General features: G+C 66.4%; 12 protein-coding genes and 3 tRNA genes. 11 read left to right on the top strand and 4 right to left on the bottom strand.

What is annotated here, in order from left to right; translation table 11 throughout:
• Positions 1–84: 84 nt before the first annotated feature.
• From IB261_RS21875 to IB261_RS21890, 4 genes are all read left to right on the top strand, one after another.
• The gene (locus IB261_RS21875; protein WP_081520288.1) at positions 85–2,856 is read left to right on the top strand and encodes an ATP-binding protein; all 2,772 of its coding nucleotides are present in this window, start codon (positions 85–87) and stop codon (positions 2,854–2,856) included.
• Between the two features lie 16 nt (positions 2,857–2,872).
• On the top strand, positions 2,873–3,862 hold the full coding sequence (locus tag IB261_RS21880) for a 2-hydroxyacid dehydrogenase (RefSeq protein ID WP_081520287.1): 990 nt from the start codon (positions 2,873–2,875) through the stop codon (positions 3,860–3,862).
• A gap of 62 nt (positions 3,863–3,924) precedes the next feature.
• Entirely contained in the window at positions 3,925–4,365 is a 441-nt protein-coding gene (locus tag IB261_RS21885) for a hypothetical protein (RefSeq protein ID WP_192381159.1), read from the top strand.
• Positions 4,362–4,760, top strand: coding sequence for an META domain-containing protein (locus IB261_RS21890; protein ID WP_081520285.1), 399 nt, complete (start codon positions 4,362–4,364; stop codon positions 4,758–4,760). Before IB261_RS21885 ends, IB261_RS21890 begins: the two co-directional genes overlap by 4 nt.
• A 17-nt stretch (positions 4,761–4,777) precedes the next feature.
• Here the strand turns inward: IB261_RS21890 and dinB are convergent, their stop codons facing one another.
• Positions 4,778–5,776, bottom strand: coding sequence for a DNA polymerase IV (gene dinB, locus IB261_RS21895; protein WP_225605952.1), 999 nt, complete (start codon positions 5,774–5,776; stop codon positions 4,778–4,780).
• 279 nt (positions 5,777–6,055) lie between these two features.
• Between dinB and IB261_RS21900 the strand changes: the two genes are divergently transcribed.
• The 6 genes from IB261_RS21900 to IB261_RS21925 all read left to right on the top strand — a co-directional run bounded on the left by IB261_RS21900 (position 6,056) and on the right by IB261_RS21925 (position 11,297).
• Positions 6,056–6,132 (top strand) — tRNA-Met (locus tag IB261_RS21900).
• Positions 6,133–6,249: 117 nt separating this feature from the next.
• Positions 6,250–6,326, top strand: a tRNA-Met gene (locus IB261_RS21905).
• A 117-nt stretch (positions 6,327–6,443) separates the two neighbouring features.
• Positions 6,444–6,520 (top strand) — tRNA-Met (locus tag IB261_RS21910).
• Positions 6,521–6,683: 163 nt separating this feature from the next.
• Entirely contained in the window at positions 6,684–9,317 is a 2,634-nt protein-coding gene (mprF, locus tag IB261_RS21915; protein ID WP_192381157.1) for a bifunctional lysylphosphatidylglycerol flippase/synthetase MprF, read from the top strand.
• Position 9,318: 1 nt separating this feature from the next.
• Positions 9,319–10,593, top strand: a complete 1,275-nt coding sequence (locus IB261_RS21920) for a virulence factor family protein (protein ID WP_192209745.1) — start codon at positions 9,319–9,321, stop codon at positions 10,591–10,593.
• A 140-nt stretch (positions 10,594–10,733) separates the two neighbouring features.
• A complete protein-coding gene (locus tag IB261_RS21925; protein ID WP_081520281.1) occupies positions 10,734–11,297 on the top strand; it encodes a cytochrome b in 564 nt (187 codons plus the stop codon).
• Between the two features lie 106 nt (positions 11,298–11,403).
• On the opposite strand, the gene IB261_RS21930 is transcribed toward IB261_RS21925, so the two are convergent.
• Entirely contained in the window at positions 11,404–12,528 is a 1,125-nt protein-coding gene (locus IB261_RS21930) for a GNAT family N-acetyltransferase (protein WP_192224131.1), read from the bottom strand.
• 214 nt (positions 12,529–12,742) lie between these two features.
• Between IB261_RS21930 and IB261_RS21935 the strand changes: the two genes are divergently transcribed.
• The gene (locus tag IB261_RS21935) at positions 12,743–12,991 is read left to right on the top strand and encodes a hypothetical protein (protein WP_081520280.1); all 249 of its coding nucleotides are present in this window, start codon (positions 12,743–12,745) and stop codon (positions 12,989–12,991) included.
• On the opposite strand, the gene IB261_RS21940 is transcribed toward IB261_RS21935, so the two are convergent.
• A complete protein-coding gene (locus IB261_RS21940) occupies positions 12,992–14,023 on the bottom strand; it encodes a glycosyltransferase family 4 protein (RefSeq protein ID WP_192381156.1) in 1,032 nt (343 codons plus the stop codon).
• A complete protein-coding gene (locus tag IB261_RS21945; protein ID WP_192224129.1) occupies positions 14,020–14,829 on the bottom strand; it encodes a UDP-2,3-diacylglucosamine diphosphatase in 810 nt (269 codons plus the stop codon). Before IB261_RS21945 ends, IB261_RS21940 begins: the two co-directional genes overlap by 4 nt.
• Positions 14,830–14,876: the final 47 nt, after the last annotated feature.

Consider the following 14,876-nt stretch of genomic DNA (forward strand, 5'->3'; position numbering starts at 1 on the left):
CCACGCGCTCCCGGCAAGGCAAAGGGCTTCCGACGAAGGTCTGAACCGCTACACTGCCGGGGATAAACGCATCGGAGGAAGCGCGTGTTCAAGGATCTCGGCATCAAGGGACGGGTACTGCTGCTCACCCTGCTGCCCACCAGCCTGCTGGCGCTGGTGCTGGGCGGCTATTTCACCTGGGTGCAGCTGTCGGACATGCACGCCCAGTTGATCGAGCGCGGGCAACTGATCGCCGAGCAACTGGCGCCGCTGTCCGCCCCGGCCATGGCCAACCACAACAACGAGCTGCTCGAGCGCATCGCCAACGAAGCGCTGGACCAACCCGACGTGCGCGCCGTGACCTTCCTCGACCCGGACCGGGAAAAACTCGTCCATGCCGGCCCCAGCATACTGACGCCAATGCCCAGTGGAGACGGCTCGCACCTGAGCATGGCGAGCAACCTGGACACCACCCACTTCCTCCTGCCGGTGCTGGGCAAGCACCGCAGCCTGTCCGGCGACCCCGACGACGACGCCGAGAAGCTGCTGGGCTGGGTCGAACTGGAACTGTCGCACCACGGCACCCTGCTGCGCGGCTACCGCAGCCTGTTCACCAGCCTGCTGCTGATCGGCGCGGGCCTCGCTGTCACCGCCCTCCTCGCCCTGCGCATGAGCCGCGCGATCAACGCGCCGCTGGGGCAGATCGCCCAGGGCGTCGCCCAGCTCAAGGAAGGCCGCCTGGAAACCCGACTGCCGGCGCTGGGCAGCCACGAGCTGGACGAGCTGGCCGGCGGCATCAACCGCATGGCCGAGGCGTTGCAGAGCGCCCAGGAAGAGATGCAGCACAACATCGACCAGGCCACCGAGGACGTGCGGCAGAACCTGGAGACCATCGAGATCCAGAACATCGAACTGGACCTTGCACGCAAGGAGGCCCTGGAGGCGAGCCGGATCAAGTCCGAGTTCCTCGCCAACATGAGCCACGAGATCCGCACCCCGCTCAACGGCATCCTCGGCTTCACCAACCTGCTGCAGAAGAGCGAGATGACCAGCCGCCAGCAGGACTACCTGGGCACCATCCACAAGTCCGCCGAAAGCCTGCTAGGGATCATCAACGAGATCCTCGACTTCTCGAAGATCGAAGCCGGCAAGCTGGTGCTGGAGAACATCCCCTTCAACCTGCGCGAGCTGATCCAGGACACCCTGACCATCCTCGCCCCTGCCGCCCACGAAAAGCACCTGGAGCTGGTCAGCCTGATCTACCGCGACACTCCGCTGCAACTGGTGGGCGACCCGCAGCGGCTGAAGCAGGTGCTGACCAACCTGGTGAGCAACGCCATCAAGTTCACCCACGACGGCAGCATCGCCGTACGCGCCATGCTCGAAGACGAGAGCGACGACCGCGCGCAGCTGCGCATCAGCGTGCAGGACACCGGCGTGGGTCTGACCGACGCCGACCTGCGCGCGCTGTTCCAGGCCTTCAGCCAGGCAGACAATTCCCTCTCGCGCCAGGCCGGCGGCACCGGCCTGGGGCTGGTCATTTCCAAGCGCCTGATCGAGCAGATGGGCGGCGAGATCGGCGTGGAAAGCAGCGCCGGCGATGGCTCGGAGTTCTGGATCAGCCTCAACCTGCCCAAGGCCCGCGACGACGGCGACGACCTGCCGCACGCCCTGGCCGGTGGCCTGCGCGTGGCGCTGTACGAGCCCCACGAACTGACGCGCACCGCGCTGCACCACCAGCTGGAGGACTGCGGCCTGGAAGTCACCGAGTTCCCTGACCTCGTCACGCTGGAGAAGACCCTGCTGGCCGGGCCGTCGGACAAGGCGCCGATAACCCTGGCGCTGCTCGGCGTGACCGCCGCCGACCACCCGCCCGAGGCGCTGCGCCAGTCCATCCGTGAACTCGAACAGCACGGCTGCAAGAGCCTGGTGCTGTGCCCGACCATCGAACAGGCGCACTACAACGACGTGCTGCCAGACGCCCAGGTGCAGAGCAAACCCGCCTGCACGCGCAAGCTGCAGCAGGCACTGAATGAACTGCTGCACCTGCGGCCGACCCGCAAGGACAAGAACGTCAACGGCAAGCTCGAGCGCATTCCACGCCTGCTCTGCGTCGACGACAACCCGGCCAACCTGTTGCTGGTGAAGACCCTGCTGACCGACATGGGCGCCGAGGTGACAGCCGTCGACAGCGGCCTCGCCGCCGTCGAAGCGGTGCAGCGCGAGCGCTTCGACCTGGTCTTCATGGACGTGCAGATGCCGATCATGGACGGCCGCCAGGCCACCGAGGCGATCCGCCTCTGGGAAGGCGACCGCGAGGTAAGCCCGGTGCCGATCATTGCCCTCACCGCCCATGCCCTGGCCAACGAGAAGCGCGCCCTGCTGCAGGGCGGCATGGACGACTACCTGACCAAGCCGATCGACGAGCGCCAACTGGTCCAGGTGATCCTCAAGTGGACCGGCCTGGCGCTGGGCGAGCCGCGCGACGAGCGTCCGCGCCAGGCCCAATCATCCCTGGAAGGCCTCAGCGTGCTGGACCCGGAGGAAGGCTTGCGGCTGGCCGCCGGCAAACCGGAGCTGGCTGCCGACATGCTCGGCATGCTGCTCGCCTCGCTGTCCGCCGACCGCCAGGTGATCCGCCAGGCCCGCGAGCGCAACGATCGCAACACCCTGCTCGAACGCATCCACCGCCTGCACGGTGCCACCCGCTACTGCGGCGTACCGATGCTGCGCGCGGCCTGCCAGCGCGCCGAGACGCTGCTCAAGCAGAACGATCCGGACGGTCCCGCCGCGCTGGACGAGCTGGACAAGGCCATGGCCGAGCTGGCACAGGCGACCGAGGGCCGCCTGGAAATCGAAGCCGGCCAGACGCACTGAAGACGGAATTCAATCGATGCGCATCATCCTGTTCAGCAACCAGACCTACGACCGCGACAGCTTCCTCGCCGCCAACCACGGCCTCGGCTTCGAGCTGCATTTCCAGCAGGCGCAGCTGCGCGAGGACACGGTCGCCCTGGCCATGGGCTTCGAAGTGGTCTGCCCCTTCGTCAACGACGACCTGTCGCGCCCGGTGCTGGAGCACCTGGCAGCTGGCGGCACGAAACTGATCGCCCTGCGCTCGGCCGGCTACAACCACGTCGACCTGGCTGCCGCCCAGGCGCTGGGGCTGGCCGTGGTCCGCGTACCGGCCTATTCGCCCCACGCGGTGGCCGAACATGGCGCAGGGCTGGTCCTGGCGCTGTGCCGGCACCTGCACCGCGCCTACAACCGCACCCGCGAAGGTGATTTTTCCCTGCACGGCCTGACCGGCTTCGACCTGTACGGGCGCACTGTCGGGATCATCGGCAGCGGGCAGATCGGCGAAGTCTTCGCCCGCATCATGAGCGGTTTCGGCTGCCACATCCTGGCCTACGACCCTTATCCCAATCGCGCCATCGAGGCCCTGGGCGGCCGCTTCGTCGAGCTGGACGAGCTGCTCGCGCAGTCCGACATCATCAGCCTGCACTGCCCGCTCAACGAGGCCACCCGGCACCTGATCAACGCCGACAGCCTGGAACGCATGAAGCGCGGCGCCATGCTGATCAACACCGGCCGCGGCGCGCTGGTCGATACACCGGCGCTGATCGAGGCGCTGAAAAGCGGCCAGCTCGGCTACCTGGGCCTGGACGTCTATGAAGAGGAAGCCGACATCTTCTTCGCCGACCGCTCCGACCAGCCGCTGCAGGACGACGTACTGGCGCGCCTGCTGACCTTCCCCAACGTGATCATCACCGCGCACCAGGCCTTCCTGACCCGCGAGGCGCTGGCCGGGATCGCCCAGACCACGCTGGCCAACATCGCCGCCTGGCGGGCCGGCAATCCGGTCAACCTGGTGAAAAACTGAGCAGAAGGCGCTCGCATCCGCACGCCACGCGCCCTAGAATGCCGCGCTTTCCCGGAGGACCCATGGCCCAGCACGATTTCCGCTACACCCTGCTCAACCCGCAATTCACCCTCAACGAGTGCCGCGCGCTGACTCCGGGCCGCTACCAGGTCACCGGCATCGGTGGCTCGATCAAGGCCGGCGACACCCTGCTGGTCAGCCTCAAGGGCAGCAAAAGCCTGAGCATGACGCTGGAAGTGGAAAAGGTCCGCCACCTGATCAACCCGCCGGGGCAGTGGATGGCCGTGGCCAAGGGGCCGGTGTTCCGTGAACTGGGTATCCACGAGTGGAAGGTCAACTGCGACGGCTGCGAGGCTACACTGGACTTCGAATTCGCCGTCGATGCCACCCTCGGCAAGACTGCCCAGCAGCCCGCCGCCGAGCAGCGCATCGCCGAACTGGGATGGGCCAAGGTCGGCAACCGCCACCTCTGCCCGGATTGCCAGAGCAAGGAGACTGCATGAAAGCCCTGATCGCCAGCGCCTGCACCGCGCTGGCCCTGGCCGGTTGCGCCAGCAAGCCGGTTCCCGAAGCAGAGCAGACCTACCGCGTGGAGTGGGTCGGTGAGCACCCGCTGATCGACTACACGCACATCAGCCTGACCCTGGACGGCAATGGCCGCGCCTACGGCAGCGCCGGCTGCAACCACTGGTTCGCCAGCTACAAGCTCGAGGGCGACCAGCTGACCTTCGGCCAGCCCGGCGCCACCCGCAAGCTCTGCGCCGACCTGGTGATGGAGCAGGAACAGCAGTTCCTCAAGATGCTTGGCGAAGTGCAGCGCTGGGATATCACCGAAGAAGGCGAGCTGCGCCTGTGGCCGGTCTCCGGCCGCGCCATGCGCATGTGGCCCGAAGGCTGAGGCGTTTTTCGCCCGAGCTAGAAGAGCGTGAGCTGCTCGTGGGCGCCGCGCAGATCGATCAGGCGCACGCCCACGCCGATCAGCCGCACCGCCTTGTTGCCGCGTTGGAACGCCTGCCCCAGCAATAGCCGATAGCTTTCCAGGTCCCGCGCGGCGCCTGCCTGTTCCAGGGTGGTCTGAGTGAAGTCGTGGAACTTCAGCTTGATGAACGGCTTGCCCGGCCGGTAGCTGGTGTCCAGGCGCGTCATGCGCCGCTCCAGCTCACCCAGCAACGACGGCAATTCCTCCTGGCAAGCCGCCAGGTCCGGCAGGTCCTGGTCGAAGGTGTTCTCCACGCTGATCGACTGGCGGCGGCTGTCCACCTGCACCGGACGGTCATCGACGCCCCGCGACAAGCCCCAGAGCCGTTCACCGAAACTGCCGAATTCCTTGGCCAGTTGGATACGCGACCAGTCGCGCAGGTCCGCGCAGGTGCGAATCCCCAGGCGCGCCAGCTTCTCGGCGGTAACCTTGCCTACGCCATGCAGCTTTTTTACCGGCAGTTCGGCGACGAAACCGTCCACCTCGTCGGGCGTGACCACGAACAGCCCGTTGGGCTTGCGCCAGTCACTGGCGATCTTGGCGATGAACTTGTTCGGCGCCACCCCGGCGGACACCGTGATGTGCAGGGTTTCCCAGACCCGCTGGCGAATCTCCCGGGCAATGCGCGTGGCGCTGCCGCCGCAGCGCTCGCTGTCGCTGACGTCGAGATAGGCCTCGTCCAGGGAGAGCGGTTCGATCTGGTCGGTGTAGTCGCGAAAGATCGCGTGGATTTCCCGCGAAGTCTCGCGATAGACATCCATGCGCGGCCGCACGATGGTGAGGTCCGGGCACAGCTTCACCGCCGTGCGCATGGCCATGGCCGAATGCAGCCCATAGGCGCGCGCCTCGTAGTTGCAGGTCGCGACCACGCCACGCTTGTCCGGCGACCCACCCACCGCCAGCGGCTTGCCCGCCAGGCTGGGGTCGTCGCGCATCTCGATGGCGGCATAGAAGCAGTCGCAATCGATGTGGATGATCTTTCGTTGCCGAGTCACGAAGAAGACGCCTGCATCACCATCGGAAGCCGCCCCAAAAGGCGGCGGAAAACCCGGCCATGGTAATGCAAAACGTCGCCGCTTCGGTTATCCACAGCCAGGAAAACTCCGCCGGCGGACAACTGCCCCGCTGCCGTTCGCCGCAGCTAAATATCTGATAGAAAATCACTTTTCCCTATTTTTCGTTGACACACAGGCCCATCGGCGTAGAATGGCTGCCGCGGGATGGAGCAGTCTGGTAGCTCGTCGGGCTCATAACCCGAAGGTCGTAGGTTCAAATCCTGCTCCCGCAACCAGACACAGAAAAAGGGTCACTCTTCGGAGTGGCCCTTTTTCGTTTGCGCGCGATTTAAATTATTGATCGAAAGCGAAATATCGATTGACAAGACCTTTCACATCCGTAGAATGGCCGCCGCGGGATGGAGCAGTCTGGTAGCTCGTCGGGCTCATAACCCGAAGGTCGTAGGTTCAAATCCTGCTCCCGCAACCAGACACAGAAAAAGGGTCACTCTTCGGAGTGGCCCTTTTTCGTTTGCGCGCGATTTAAATTATTGATCGAAAGCGAAATATCGATTGACAAGACCTTTCACATCCGTAGAATGGCCGCCGCGGGATGGAGCAGTCTGGTAGCTCGTCGGGCTCATAACCCGAAGGTCGTAGGTTCAAATCCTGCTCCCGCAACCAGACATCAAGAAGAAAGCCACTCTTAGGAGTGGCTTTTTTCGTTGTGCGCAAAAAAGGATCGCCCACGGGTGGCGTCTCACGGATCAGGAAAATACTCTTCCGGGGACTTGGGAATTCGCGTCAGTGCCCCTACTCTGTCGCGCTAAATCGATTGAGGTGCCCGATGAGCGCCAACCCCACCACACCCGATACCCCTGCCGCCGAGGAAGCTCCTGCCCGAGCGACCTGGCTCAACTGGGTGAACGCCAACCGCCAGGCACTCGGCCTGGGCGTGACCCTGGTGCTGTTCAGCCTCGCACTGATCGCCTGCTATCACCTGCTGCGCGACATCGACGCCTACTCCCTGCACGACGCCCTGCTCGACGTACCCACTACCTCGCTGCTCGGCGCCTTCGCCGCCACCGTGGTCGGTTTCATCTTCCTGCTCGGCTATGAATGGTCGGCCAGCCGCTTCGCCGGCGTGAAGCTGCCCGTCCCGGCGCTGCTGACCGGCGGTTTCTCCGCCTTCGCCATCGGCAACGCCGTGGGCCTGTCGATGCTCTCCGGCGGCTCGGTGCGCTATCGCCTTTATGCCCGCCAGGGGCTGGGGGCTGGCGACGTCGCATTGATGACGCTGTTCGCCAGCCTGTCGCTGGGCTGCGCGCTGCCGGTGCTGGCCGCGCTCGCCGCGCTGAGCGACCTTTCCGACGCATCCCTGGCCCTGCACCTGCCGGAATGGCTGGTGGCAGTGCTGGCGCTGGGCATCATCGCCCTCTGCCTGTTGCTGGTGGTTGCCGTCGAACGCCGTCGCCTGCCGGAACAGCCTTCGCCCGACAGCCACCTGGTCCGCTTCGGCCGCCGCACCCTGCGCCTGCCGGGCCTGCGCCTGTCGCTGCTGCAACTGCTGATCACCGCGCTGGACGTGGCCGCTGCCGCCACCGTGCTCTATCTGCTGCTGCCCGAAGCCCCGCCCTTCGGCGCTTTCCTGCTGGTCTACCTGATTGCCCTGGCCGCTGGCGTGCTCAGCCACGTGCCGGGCGGCGTCGGCGTGTTCGAAGCCGTGCTGCTGGCGGCCTTCGCCAACCAGCTGGGCGCCGCGCCGCTGGCTGCCGCACTGCTGCTGTATCGCCTGATCTACGTGGTCCTGCCGCTGATCGTCGCCTGTCTGCTGCTGCTGTTCCTCGAGGCCCGCCGCGTGCTGGTGGCCAAACAGGCGGTGCGCATCACCTCCGGCTTCGCCGCGCAGATTCTCTCCCTGCTGGTGTTCATCTCCGGCATCGTGCTGCTGTTCTCCGGCGCCACGCCATCCATCGACACCCGCCTGGACGAAGTCGGCTTCCTCGTGCCGCACCGCCTGATCGATGCCTCGCACCTGGCCGCCAGCCTGATCGGCGTACTTTGCCTGCTGCTCGCCTACGGCCTGCGCCGCCGCCTCTCCGCCGCCTGGGCACTGACCATCGGCCTGCTGATCGCCGGCGCCGCGCTGTCGCTGCTCAAGGGCTTCGACTGGGAAGAAGCGCTGATCCTCAGCTTCACCGCCGCCCTGCTGGTGATCTTCCGCAGCGCCTTCTACCGCCGCAGCCGCCTGATGGACCTGCCCTTCTCGCCGCTGTATCTGGGCGCCGCTGCCTGCGTTATCGCCGCGTCTATCTGGCTGCTGCTGTTCGCCTACCAGGATGTGCCCTACAGCCACGAACTCTGGTGGCAGTTCGCCCTGGATGCCGACGCCCCGCGTGGCCTGCGTGCCGCGCTGGGCAGCTGCCTGCTGCTGGCCGCGCTGGCGCTGTACTGGCTGCTGCGCACCGCGCCGCCGGCCATCCATGCACCGACCCGCGAGGACCTGGACACCGCCGCCGGCATCCTGGCCAGCTCCGCGCAGCCCGACGGCGGCCTGGCCCTGTCCGGCGACAAGGCGCTGCTGTTCCACGAGGGCAACGACGCCTTCCTGATGTACGCCCGCCGTGGCCGCAGCCTGGTGGCGCTGTTCGATCCGGTCGGCCCGGCCCAGGCCCGCGCCGAACTGATCTGGCAGTTCCGCGACCTCTGCGACCTGCACCACGCGCGCCCGGTGTTCTACCAGGTGCGCGCGGAGAACCTGCCGCTGTACATGGACATCGGTCTCACCGCGCTCAAGCTCGGCGAGGAGGCGCGGGTCGATCTGCGCCGCTTCGACCTGGAGAGCAAGGGCAAGGAGATGAAGGACCTGCGCTACACCTGGAACCGTGGTCAGCGCGACGGCCTGAGCCTGGAATTCCATGACGCCGGCAACGCGCCGATGAACGAGCTGCGCGCCATCTCCGATGCCTGGCTGGGTGGCAAGAACGTCCGCGAGAAGGGCTTCTCCCTCGGCCGCTTCACCCCTGAATACCTGCGTTATTTCCGCGTCGTCGTGGTCCGCTTCCAGGGCCGCGCCGTGGCCTTCGCCAACCTGCTGGAAACCTCCGGCAAGGAGCTGGCGAGCATCGACCTGATGCGCGTGGCCCCCGACGCACCCAAGCTGACCATGGAATTCCTCATGCTCGGCCTGATCCTGCATTACAAGGAGAGCGGGCACACCCGCTTCAGCCTCGGCATGGTGCCCCTGGCCGGCTTGCAGCCGCGCCGTGGCGCCCCGCTGACCCAACGTCTCGGCGCGCTGGTTTTCCGCCGGGGTGAGCAGTTCTACAATTTCCAGGGGCTGCGGCGCTTCAAGGACAAGTTCCAGCCCGACTGGGAACCCCGTTACCTGGCCGTGCCCGCCGGACTGGATCCGCTGGTGGCCCTGGCCGATACGGCCGCCCTCATCGCAGGCGGCCTGAGTGGATTGGTAAAACGCTGATATGTTGAAACGACGCTGGCGACACCTGCTCGCCCTCCTCCTGCTGGTCATCATCGCCGTGGGTCTGCTGCTGTGGAGCCGGCCGGCTTCCCAGGCTTCCCTCGAACACCGCCAGCTCGCCGACGGCAGTGCCGTCGCCCTGGCCATCCCCGGCAAGCAACCGAACGCCCGTGTACTGCTGGCCGTGCAGGCCGACCAGAAACTCGACGACGGCCAATTGCTGGCCCTGGCCCACGACAGCGGCGCCCGCGTGGTGCAGTTCGTCTTCCCGGAAAAGGACTGCGCCACCCAGCAGGCCCGCATCAAGGCTGCCGGCGAGCTGCTCGACGGCCAGCCGACCCTGGTCGCCGGCATCGGTCCGGGCAGCGCCTGGGCCTTCCGCTGGCTCGCCGGGCAGACTGACGACAAGGCCAAGGCCCTGTCGGTCGGTTTCTCCCTGGAGAAGCCCGACTGCGCCGCCACCCCGCTGCCGACGACTGCCGCCCACGGCCACTGGCTGGCCGCCTGGAACGACAACCCGGACGACGCCAGCGCGCGCTTCGCCCGCGGCCTGAAGAACGCCGAGACGGTGATCACCGACTACGACACCCCGCTGCCCAAGGTCCTCGCCGACCAGCTGCGACAGCAGCTACAAGGCGGTGGCGACAACGTGCCGGTGGTGGAAGTCCCGGCCGCCAAGCCCTCGGAAACCGTCACCCTGTTCTACTCGGGCGACGGCGGCTGGCGCGACCTGGACCGCGACGTCGCGGCGCAGATGGCCGAGCTGGGCTATCCGGTGGTGGGCGTCGATGCCCTGCGCTACTTCTGGGAGCACAAGACCCCGGAACAGAGCGCCGCCGACCTCGCCCTGCTGATGCAGCACTACCGCGAGAAATGGGGCGCCAAGCACTTCGTGCTGGCCGGTTACTCGTTCGGCGCCGACGTGCTGCCGGCGATCTACAACCGCCTGCCGGCGGACGCCAAGAAGGACGTCAGCTCGGTGATCCTGCTGGCCTTCGCCCGCAGCGGCAGCTTCGAGATCGAGGTGCAGGGCTGGCTCGGCAAGGCCGGCCAGGAAGCCTCCACCGGCCCGGAAATGGCTCGTCTGCCGGGGCCGAAAGTGCTCTGCGTGTACGGCATCGAAGAGAAGGACGAAAGCGGCTGTACTCAGCCGCAGTCGGTGGGTGAGAACCTGCAACTGCCCGGCGGCCACCACTTCGACGAAGACTATCCAGCCCTGGCCAAGCGGCTGGTGAACGCCATCCGCTCCCGCCAGTCAGCCGACGACGAAGGCTGACCGACATCAAAAGGGCCGCACATTGCGGCCCTTTCACTTTGGCTTCACGGTTTTTCAGGCACGCTTAAGGCTCTATGCTCAGATTGACAGCCCCGTCGTCAGAACGCGGCGCACGAAAAAGAGCCACACAAGGAACCGTCATGAGCCTTTCCAAGTCCCCGTCACGCTACGGCAGCCTGTCCATTGCCCTGCACTGGATCATGCTGGTGCTGATTGCCGCTACGTACTTCTGCATGGAGTACCGCACCAACTTCCCCAAAGGCAGCGACACCCGTGCGCTGTTTTCCCAGTTTCACTTCATGTTCGGCCTGAGCGTCTTCGTGCTGGTCTGGCTGCGTATCATCGGCCGCTTCATCTACCCCACCCCGCCGATCGTCCCGGCGCCGCCGGCCTGGCAGATGGTGCTGGCGAAGCTCGCGCACCTGGCGCTCTACGGCCTGATGATCGGCCTGCCGCTGGCCGGCTGGATCATCCTCAGCGCCGCCGACAAGCCGGTACCGTTCTGGGGCCTGGAGCTGCCGCACCTGGTGGCCAAGAACCCGGACCTGGCCAAGCAGGTGAAGTACTGGCACGAGACCATCGCCGTGCTCGGCTACTGGCTGATCGGCATTCACGCGCTGGCCGCGCTGTTCCACCACTACATCAGCCGCGACAACACCCTGGTGCGCATGCTGCCGGGCAAGGGTGAGGCGAAGCCGGAATAACCGCGAACCTTATCCACAGTTGCCGGCAAGCTACGCAACTGACCTGTAGGAGCGCGCCATGCGCGCGGTCGCGGGCATGGCCCGCTCCTACAGGGAATTACAGGCGTCAATCCTGCCGATACGGCAGCGCTGCGCGGGCCTCTTCGGCGTAAGCCAGGATGCCCGCCCTCTCCCCCACCAGGAACTCCTCCACCGCGTCACGCAGCCCCGGATGCCCCAGTCGATGCCAGGAGCGCGTGATCACCGGCTCGAAGCCACGGATCAGCTTGTGCTCGCCCTGCGCTCCGGCGTCGAAGCGCTTGAGGCCATGGCCGATGGCGAAGTCCAGCCCCTGGTAGAAGCAGGTTTCGAAGTGCAGCCGGTCGAACTCCGCCAGGCAGCCCCAGTAGCGGCCGTACAGCGTGTCGCCGCCCAGCAGGCTGAAGGCCATGGCCACGGGCCGGCCATTCTGGTGGGCGAAGACCACGCGGATCGCCTCGGGCATGCGCTCGCCGATCAGGCTGAAGAACGCGCGGCTCAGGTAAGGCGCCTGCCCGCGTACCTCATAGGTACTGCTGTAGCAGGCGTAGACGAAGTCCCAGTGCGCCTCGGACAGCTCGCGCCCCTCCATCCAGACGAAGTCCAGCCCGAGCCCGGCGACCTGCTCGCGCTCCTTGCGCAACTGCTTGCGCTTGCGCGAGCTGAGCGCGTCGAGGAAGTCCTGGAAATCGCGGTAGCCGCGGTTGCTCCAGTGGTACTGGCAGCCCAGGCGCTCCAGCCAGCCATCGGCATCGCGCAGCAATGCATCGGCGGCGGTATCGGTGAAGTTCACGTGCACGCCGGAGCAATGCCCCTCGTCCACTTCGCCCGCCAGCGCGCCAACAAGGCTCAGCGCCGCCTCGGGCGCGCCCAGCAGGCGGGCGCCGCCGACCGGCGTGAAGGGAATGCCCACCAGCAGCTTGGGGTAGTAGGGGATGCCGGCGCGCAGGCAGGCATCCGCCCAGCTCCAGTCGAACACGTACTCGCCGTAGGAATGGCTTTTCAGATAGGCCGGCGCAGCGGCCAGCAAGCGGCCATCGTCACCCAGCAGCACGCGATGGGACGGCTTCCAACCGGTACGGCCGCCGACGCTGCCGCTTTCCTCCAGCGCGGAGAGAAAGGCGTGGCGCAGGAACGGCTGGTCGTCCGGCAACAGGGCGTCCCACTGGCGGGCATCGACTTCGGCGAGACGGGAAAGGGTCTGGATTGGCATGGCCGACAGTCTGGCGCGGTGCATCGGCATTGGGAAGATTCGGGCGGAAAATCTCCGGCGAAGATGACATTCGCGTTCGTCGGTATCCGGCGAAAGGCTTGTCCTGGTGGTCTATGTTGGGGGTTAACGAGGCTTGCCCGCGCATGACGCCGGCACCGTTCCGCTCGCCAGCCGCCCTGCGTGGGCCGTTGGTGAATAGCCAGGAGGACGCCCCATGAGCCTGATGCAATGCGAGTACCGCAAGTACACCATCACCGCCGATGTCGTCGAACACCCCGGCCTGCCAACTCCCTGGGCCGCCGGCTGCCACATCACCGCCCCGGACGGGCAGACCACCAGGCGCAAGACGCTGCCGGTTGAATACGCCTTCATGTCGGACCTGGAAAAGGCCCAGCACGCGTCCATCGCCCACGGTAAGTGGCTGGTGGACCAGAGCCTGGACCACGACCGCCAGCTGTTCTGATCAGTTGCCTGCATAGCCCGGTTCATCACTGACCGGCATCTCCGACAGGCGTACCTGAAGCGCCAGGAACTCCTGCGCCGATGCCTGCCAGGTCTGCCCCCGTGCCCACTGCGCGCAGACCTGGCGATCCAGTTCCAGTGCCCGCAGGCAGGCGCTGCGCAGGTCGGCGTCCATCACTCCGGTGACGCCCTGTTCCAGCACATCCAGCGGCCCCGCCACCGGGAACGCCGCCACTGGCGTGCCGCACGCCAGCGCCTCATACATCACCAGGCCGAGGGTGTCAGTCAGCGAGGGGAAGACCAGCACGCTGGCTTTGCGGTAGGCCTCGGCGAGTTCGTCGCCGTGGCGATAGCCAAGGAATTCCACCTGTGGATAAATCGCTTCCAGCGCGGCCCGCTGCGGGCCGTCGCCTACCGCGCGCTTGCGCCCCGGCAGGTCGAGGGCGAGAAAGGCTTCGAGGTTCTTTTCCTGCGCCAGCCGGCCGACATAGAGGAACACCGGCTCGTCCAGCGGTGCGCCCGCCCCCGGCTGGAAACGCTGGATATCCACACCCTTGCGCCAGAGCGCGAGGTTGTCGAAGGCGTGATCGGCGAACGTGCTACGCATGCGCTCGCTGCTGACCAGCACGGCTGCGCTGGGTGCATGGAAGCGGCGCAGGAAGGCATAGCCCCAGCCCAGCGGCAGCCAGGGCCAACGGGTGTTCACGTATTCGGGAAAGCGCGTGTGGATGGCGCTGCTGAATTTCAGGCCCCGGCGTACCAGCCATCGCCGCGCGGCCCACCCCAACGGGCCCTCGGTAGCGAGGTGGACGCAGTCAGGAGCGAAGCCGGCGATCTTCTCGCCGATCTTCCACAGGTCCCACGCCAGCGGGATCTCCGGGTAGCTCGGGCACGGACGGTGGCGAAAGTCCTGCGGGGAGAGCAGGCCGACCACGTGGCCCTGCCCTTCCAGCTCGGCCACCAGCGCCTTCAGGCTGGTGACCACGCCGTTGACCTGCGGCAGCCAGGCATCGGTGACGATCAGCAGCCTCATGCTGCCGACTCGACCACCACGGGCTCCTCGGCGCGCGCCTGCTCCTCGGCCAGTCGGTAGAGCTGGATGCTGCCATCCCAGTGCTCGATCAGCGCCGAGCAGGACTCTACCCAGTCGCCGCAGTTGAGGTATTCCACCTCGCCGATCTGGCGGATTTCCGCATGGTGGATGTGCCCGCAGACCACGCCGTTGAGGCCGCGCTTGTGCACCTCGTGGGCGATGGCTTCCTCGAAGTCGCTGATGAAGTTCACCGCCGTCTTCACCTTGTGCTTGAGGTACGCCGACAGCGACCAGTAGCCGTAGCCATAGCGGCTGCGCCAATGGTTGAGCCAGCGGTTGAGGGTCAGGGTGAACTCATAGGCGGAGTCGCCGAGGAAGGCCAGCCACTTGTGGTAGCGGGTGATCACGTCGAACTGGTCGCCGTGGATCACCAGCAACTGACGACCGTCAGCGGTGGTGTGGACGATCTCGTCGACCAGGCGGATGTTGCCCAGCAGCAGCGAGGAATAGCGGCGCAGGAATTCGTCGTGGTTGCCGGTGACGTAGATCACCTCGGTGCCGCGCTTGCTCATGGTCAGCAGGCGGCGGATCACGTTGGTGTGCGCCTGCGGCCAGTAGATGCCGCCGCGCAGCTTCCAGCCATCGATGATGTCGCCCACCAGGTAGATGCGGTCGGCGTGGTAGCGCTTGAGGAAGCCGGCCAGGTGCTCGGCCTGGCAATCGCGGGTGCCCAGGTGGACATCGGATATCCACAGGGTGCGTACCCGTTGTTTCTTCGTCGGCGTCATGCGTTGCGCGCTGCTCATCGTCGGCGACCTCCGGTGGGGTTTCTCCGAGTGTCGACCCGCGCGGT

Origin of the sequence: Pseudomonas sp. PDM20 (assembly GCF_014852575.3) — a bacterium.
Lineage (GTDB): Bacteria > Pseudomonadota > Gammaproteobacteria > Pseudomonadales > Pseudomonadaceae > Pseudomonas.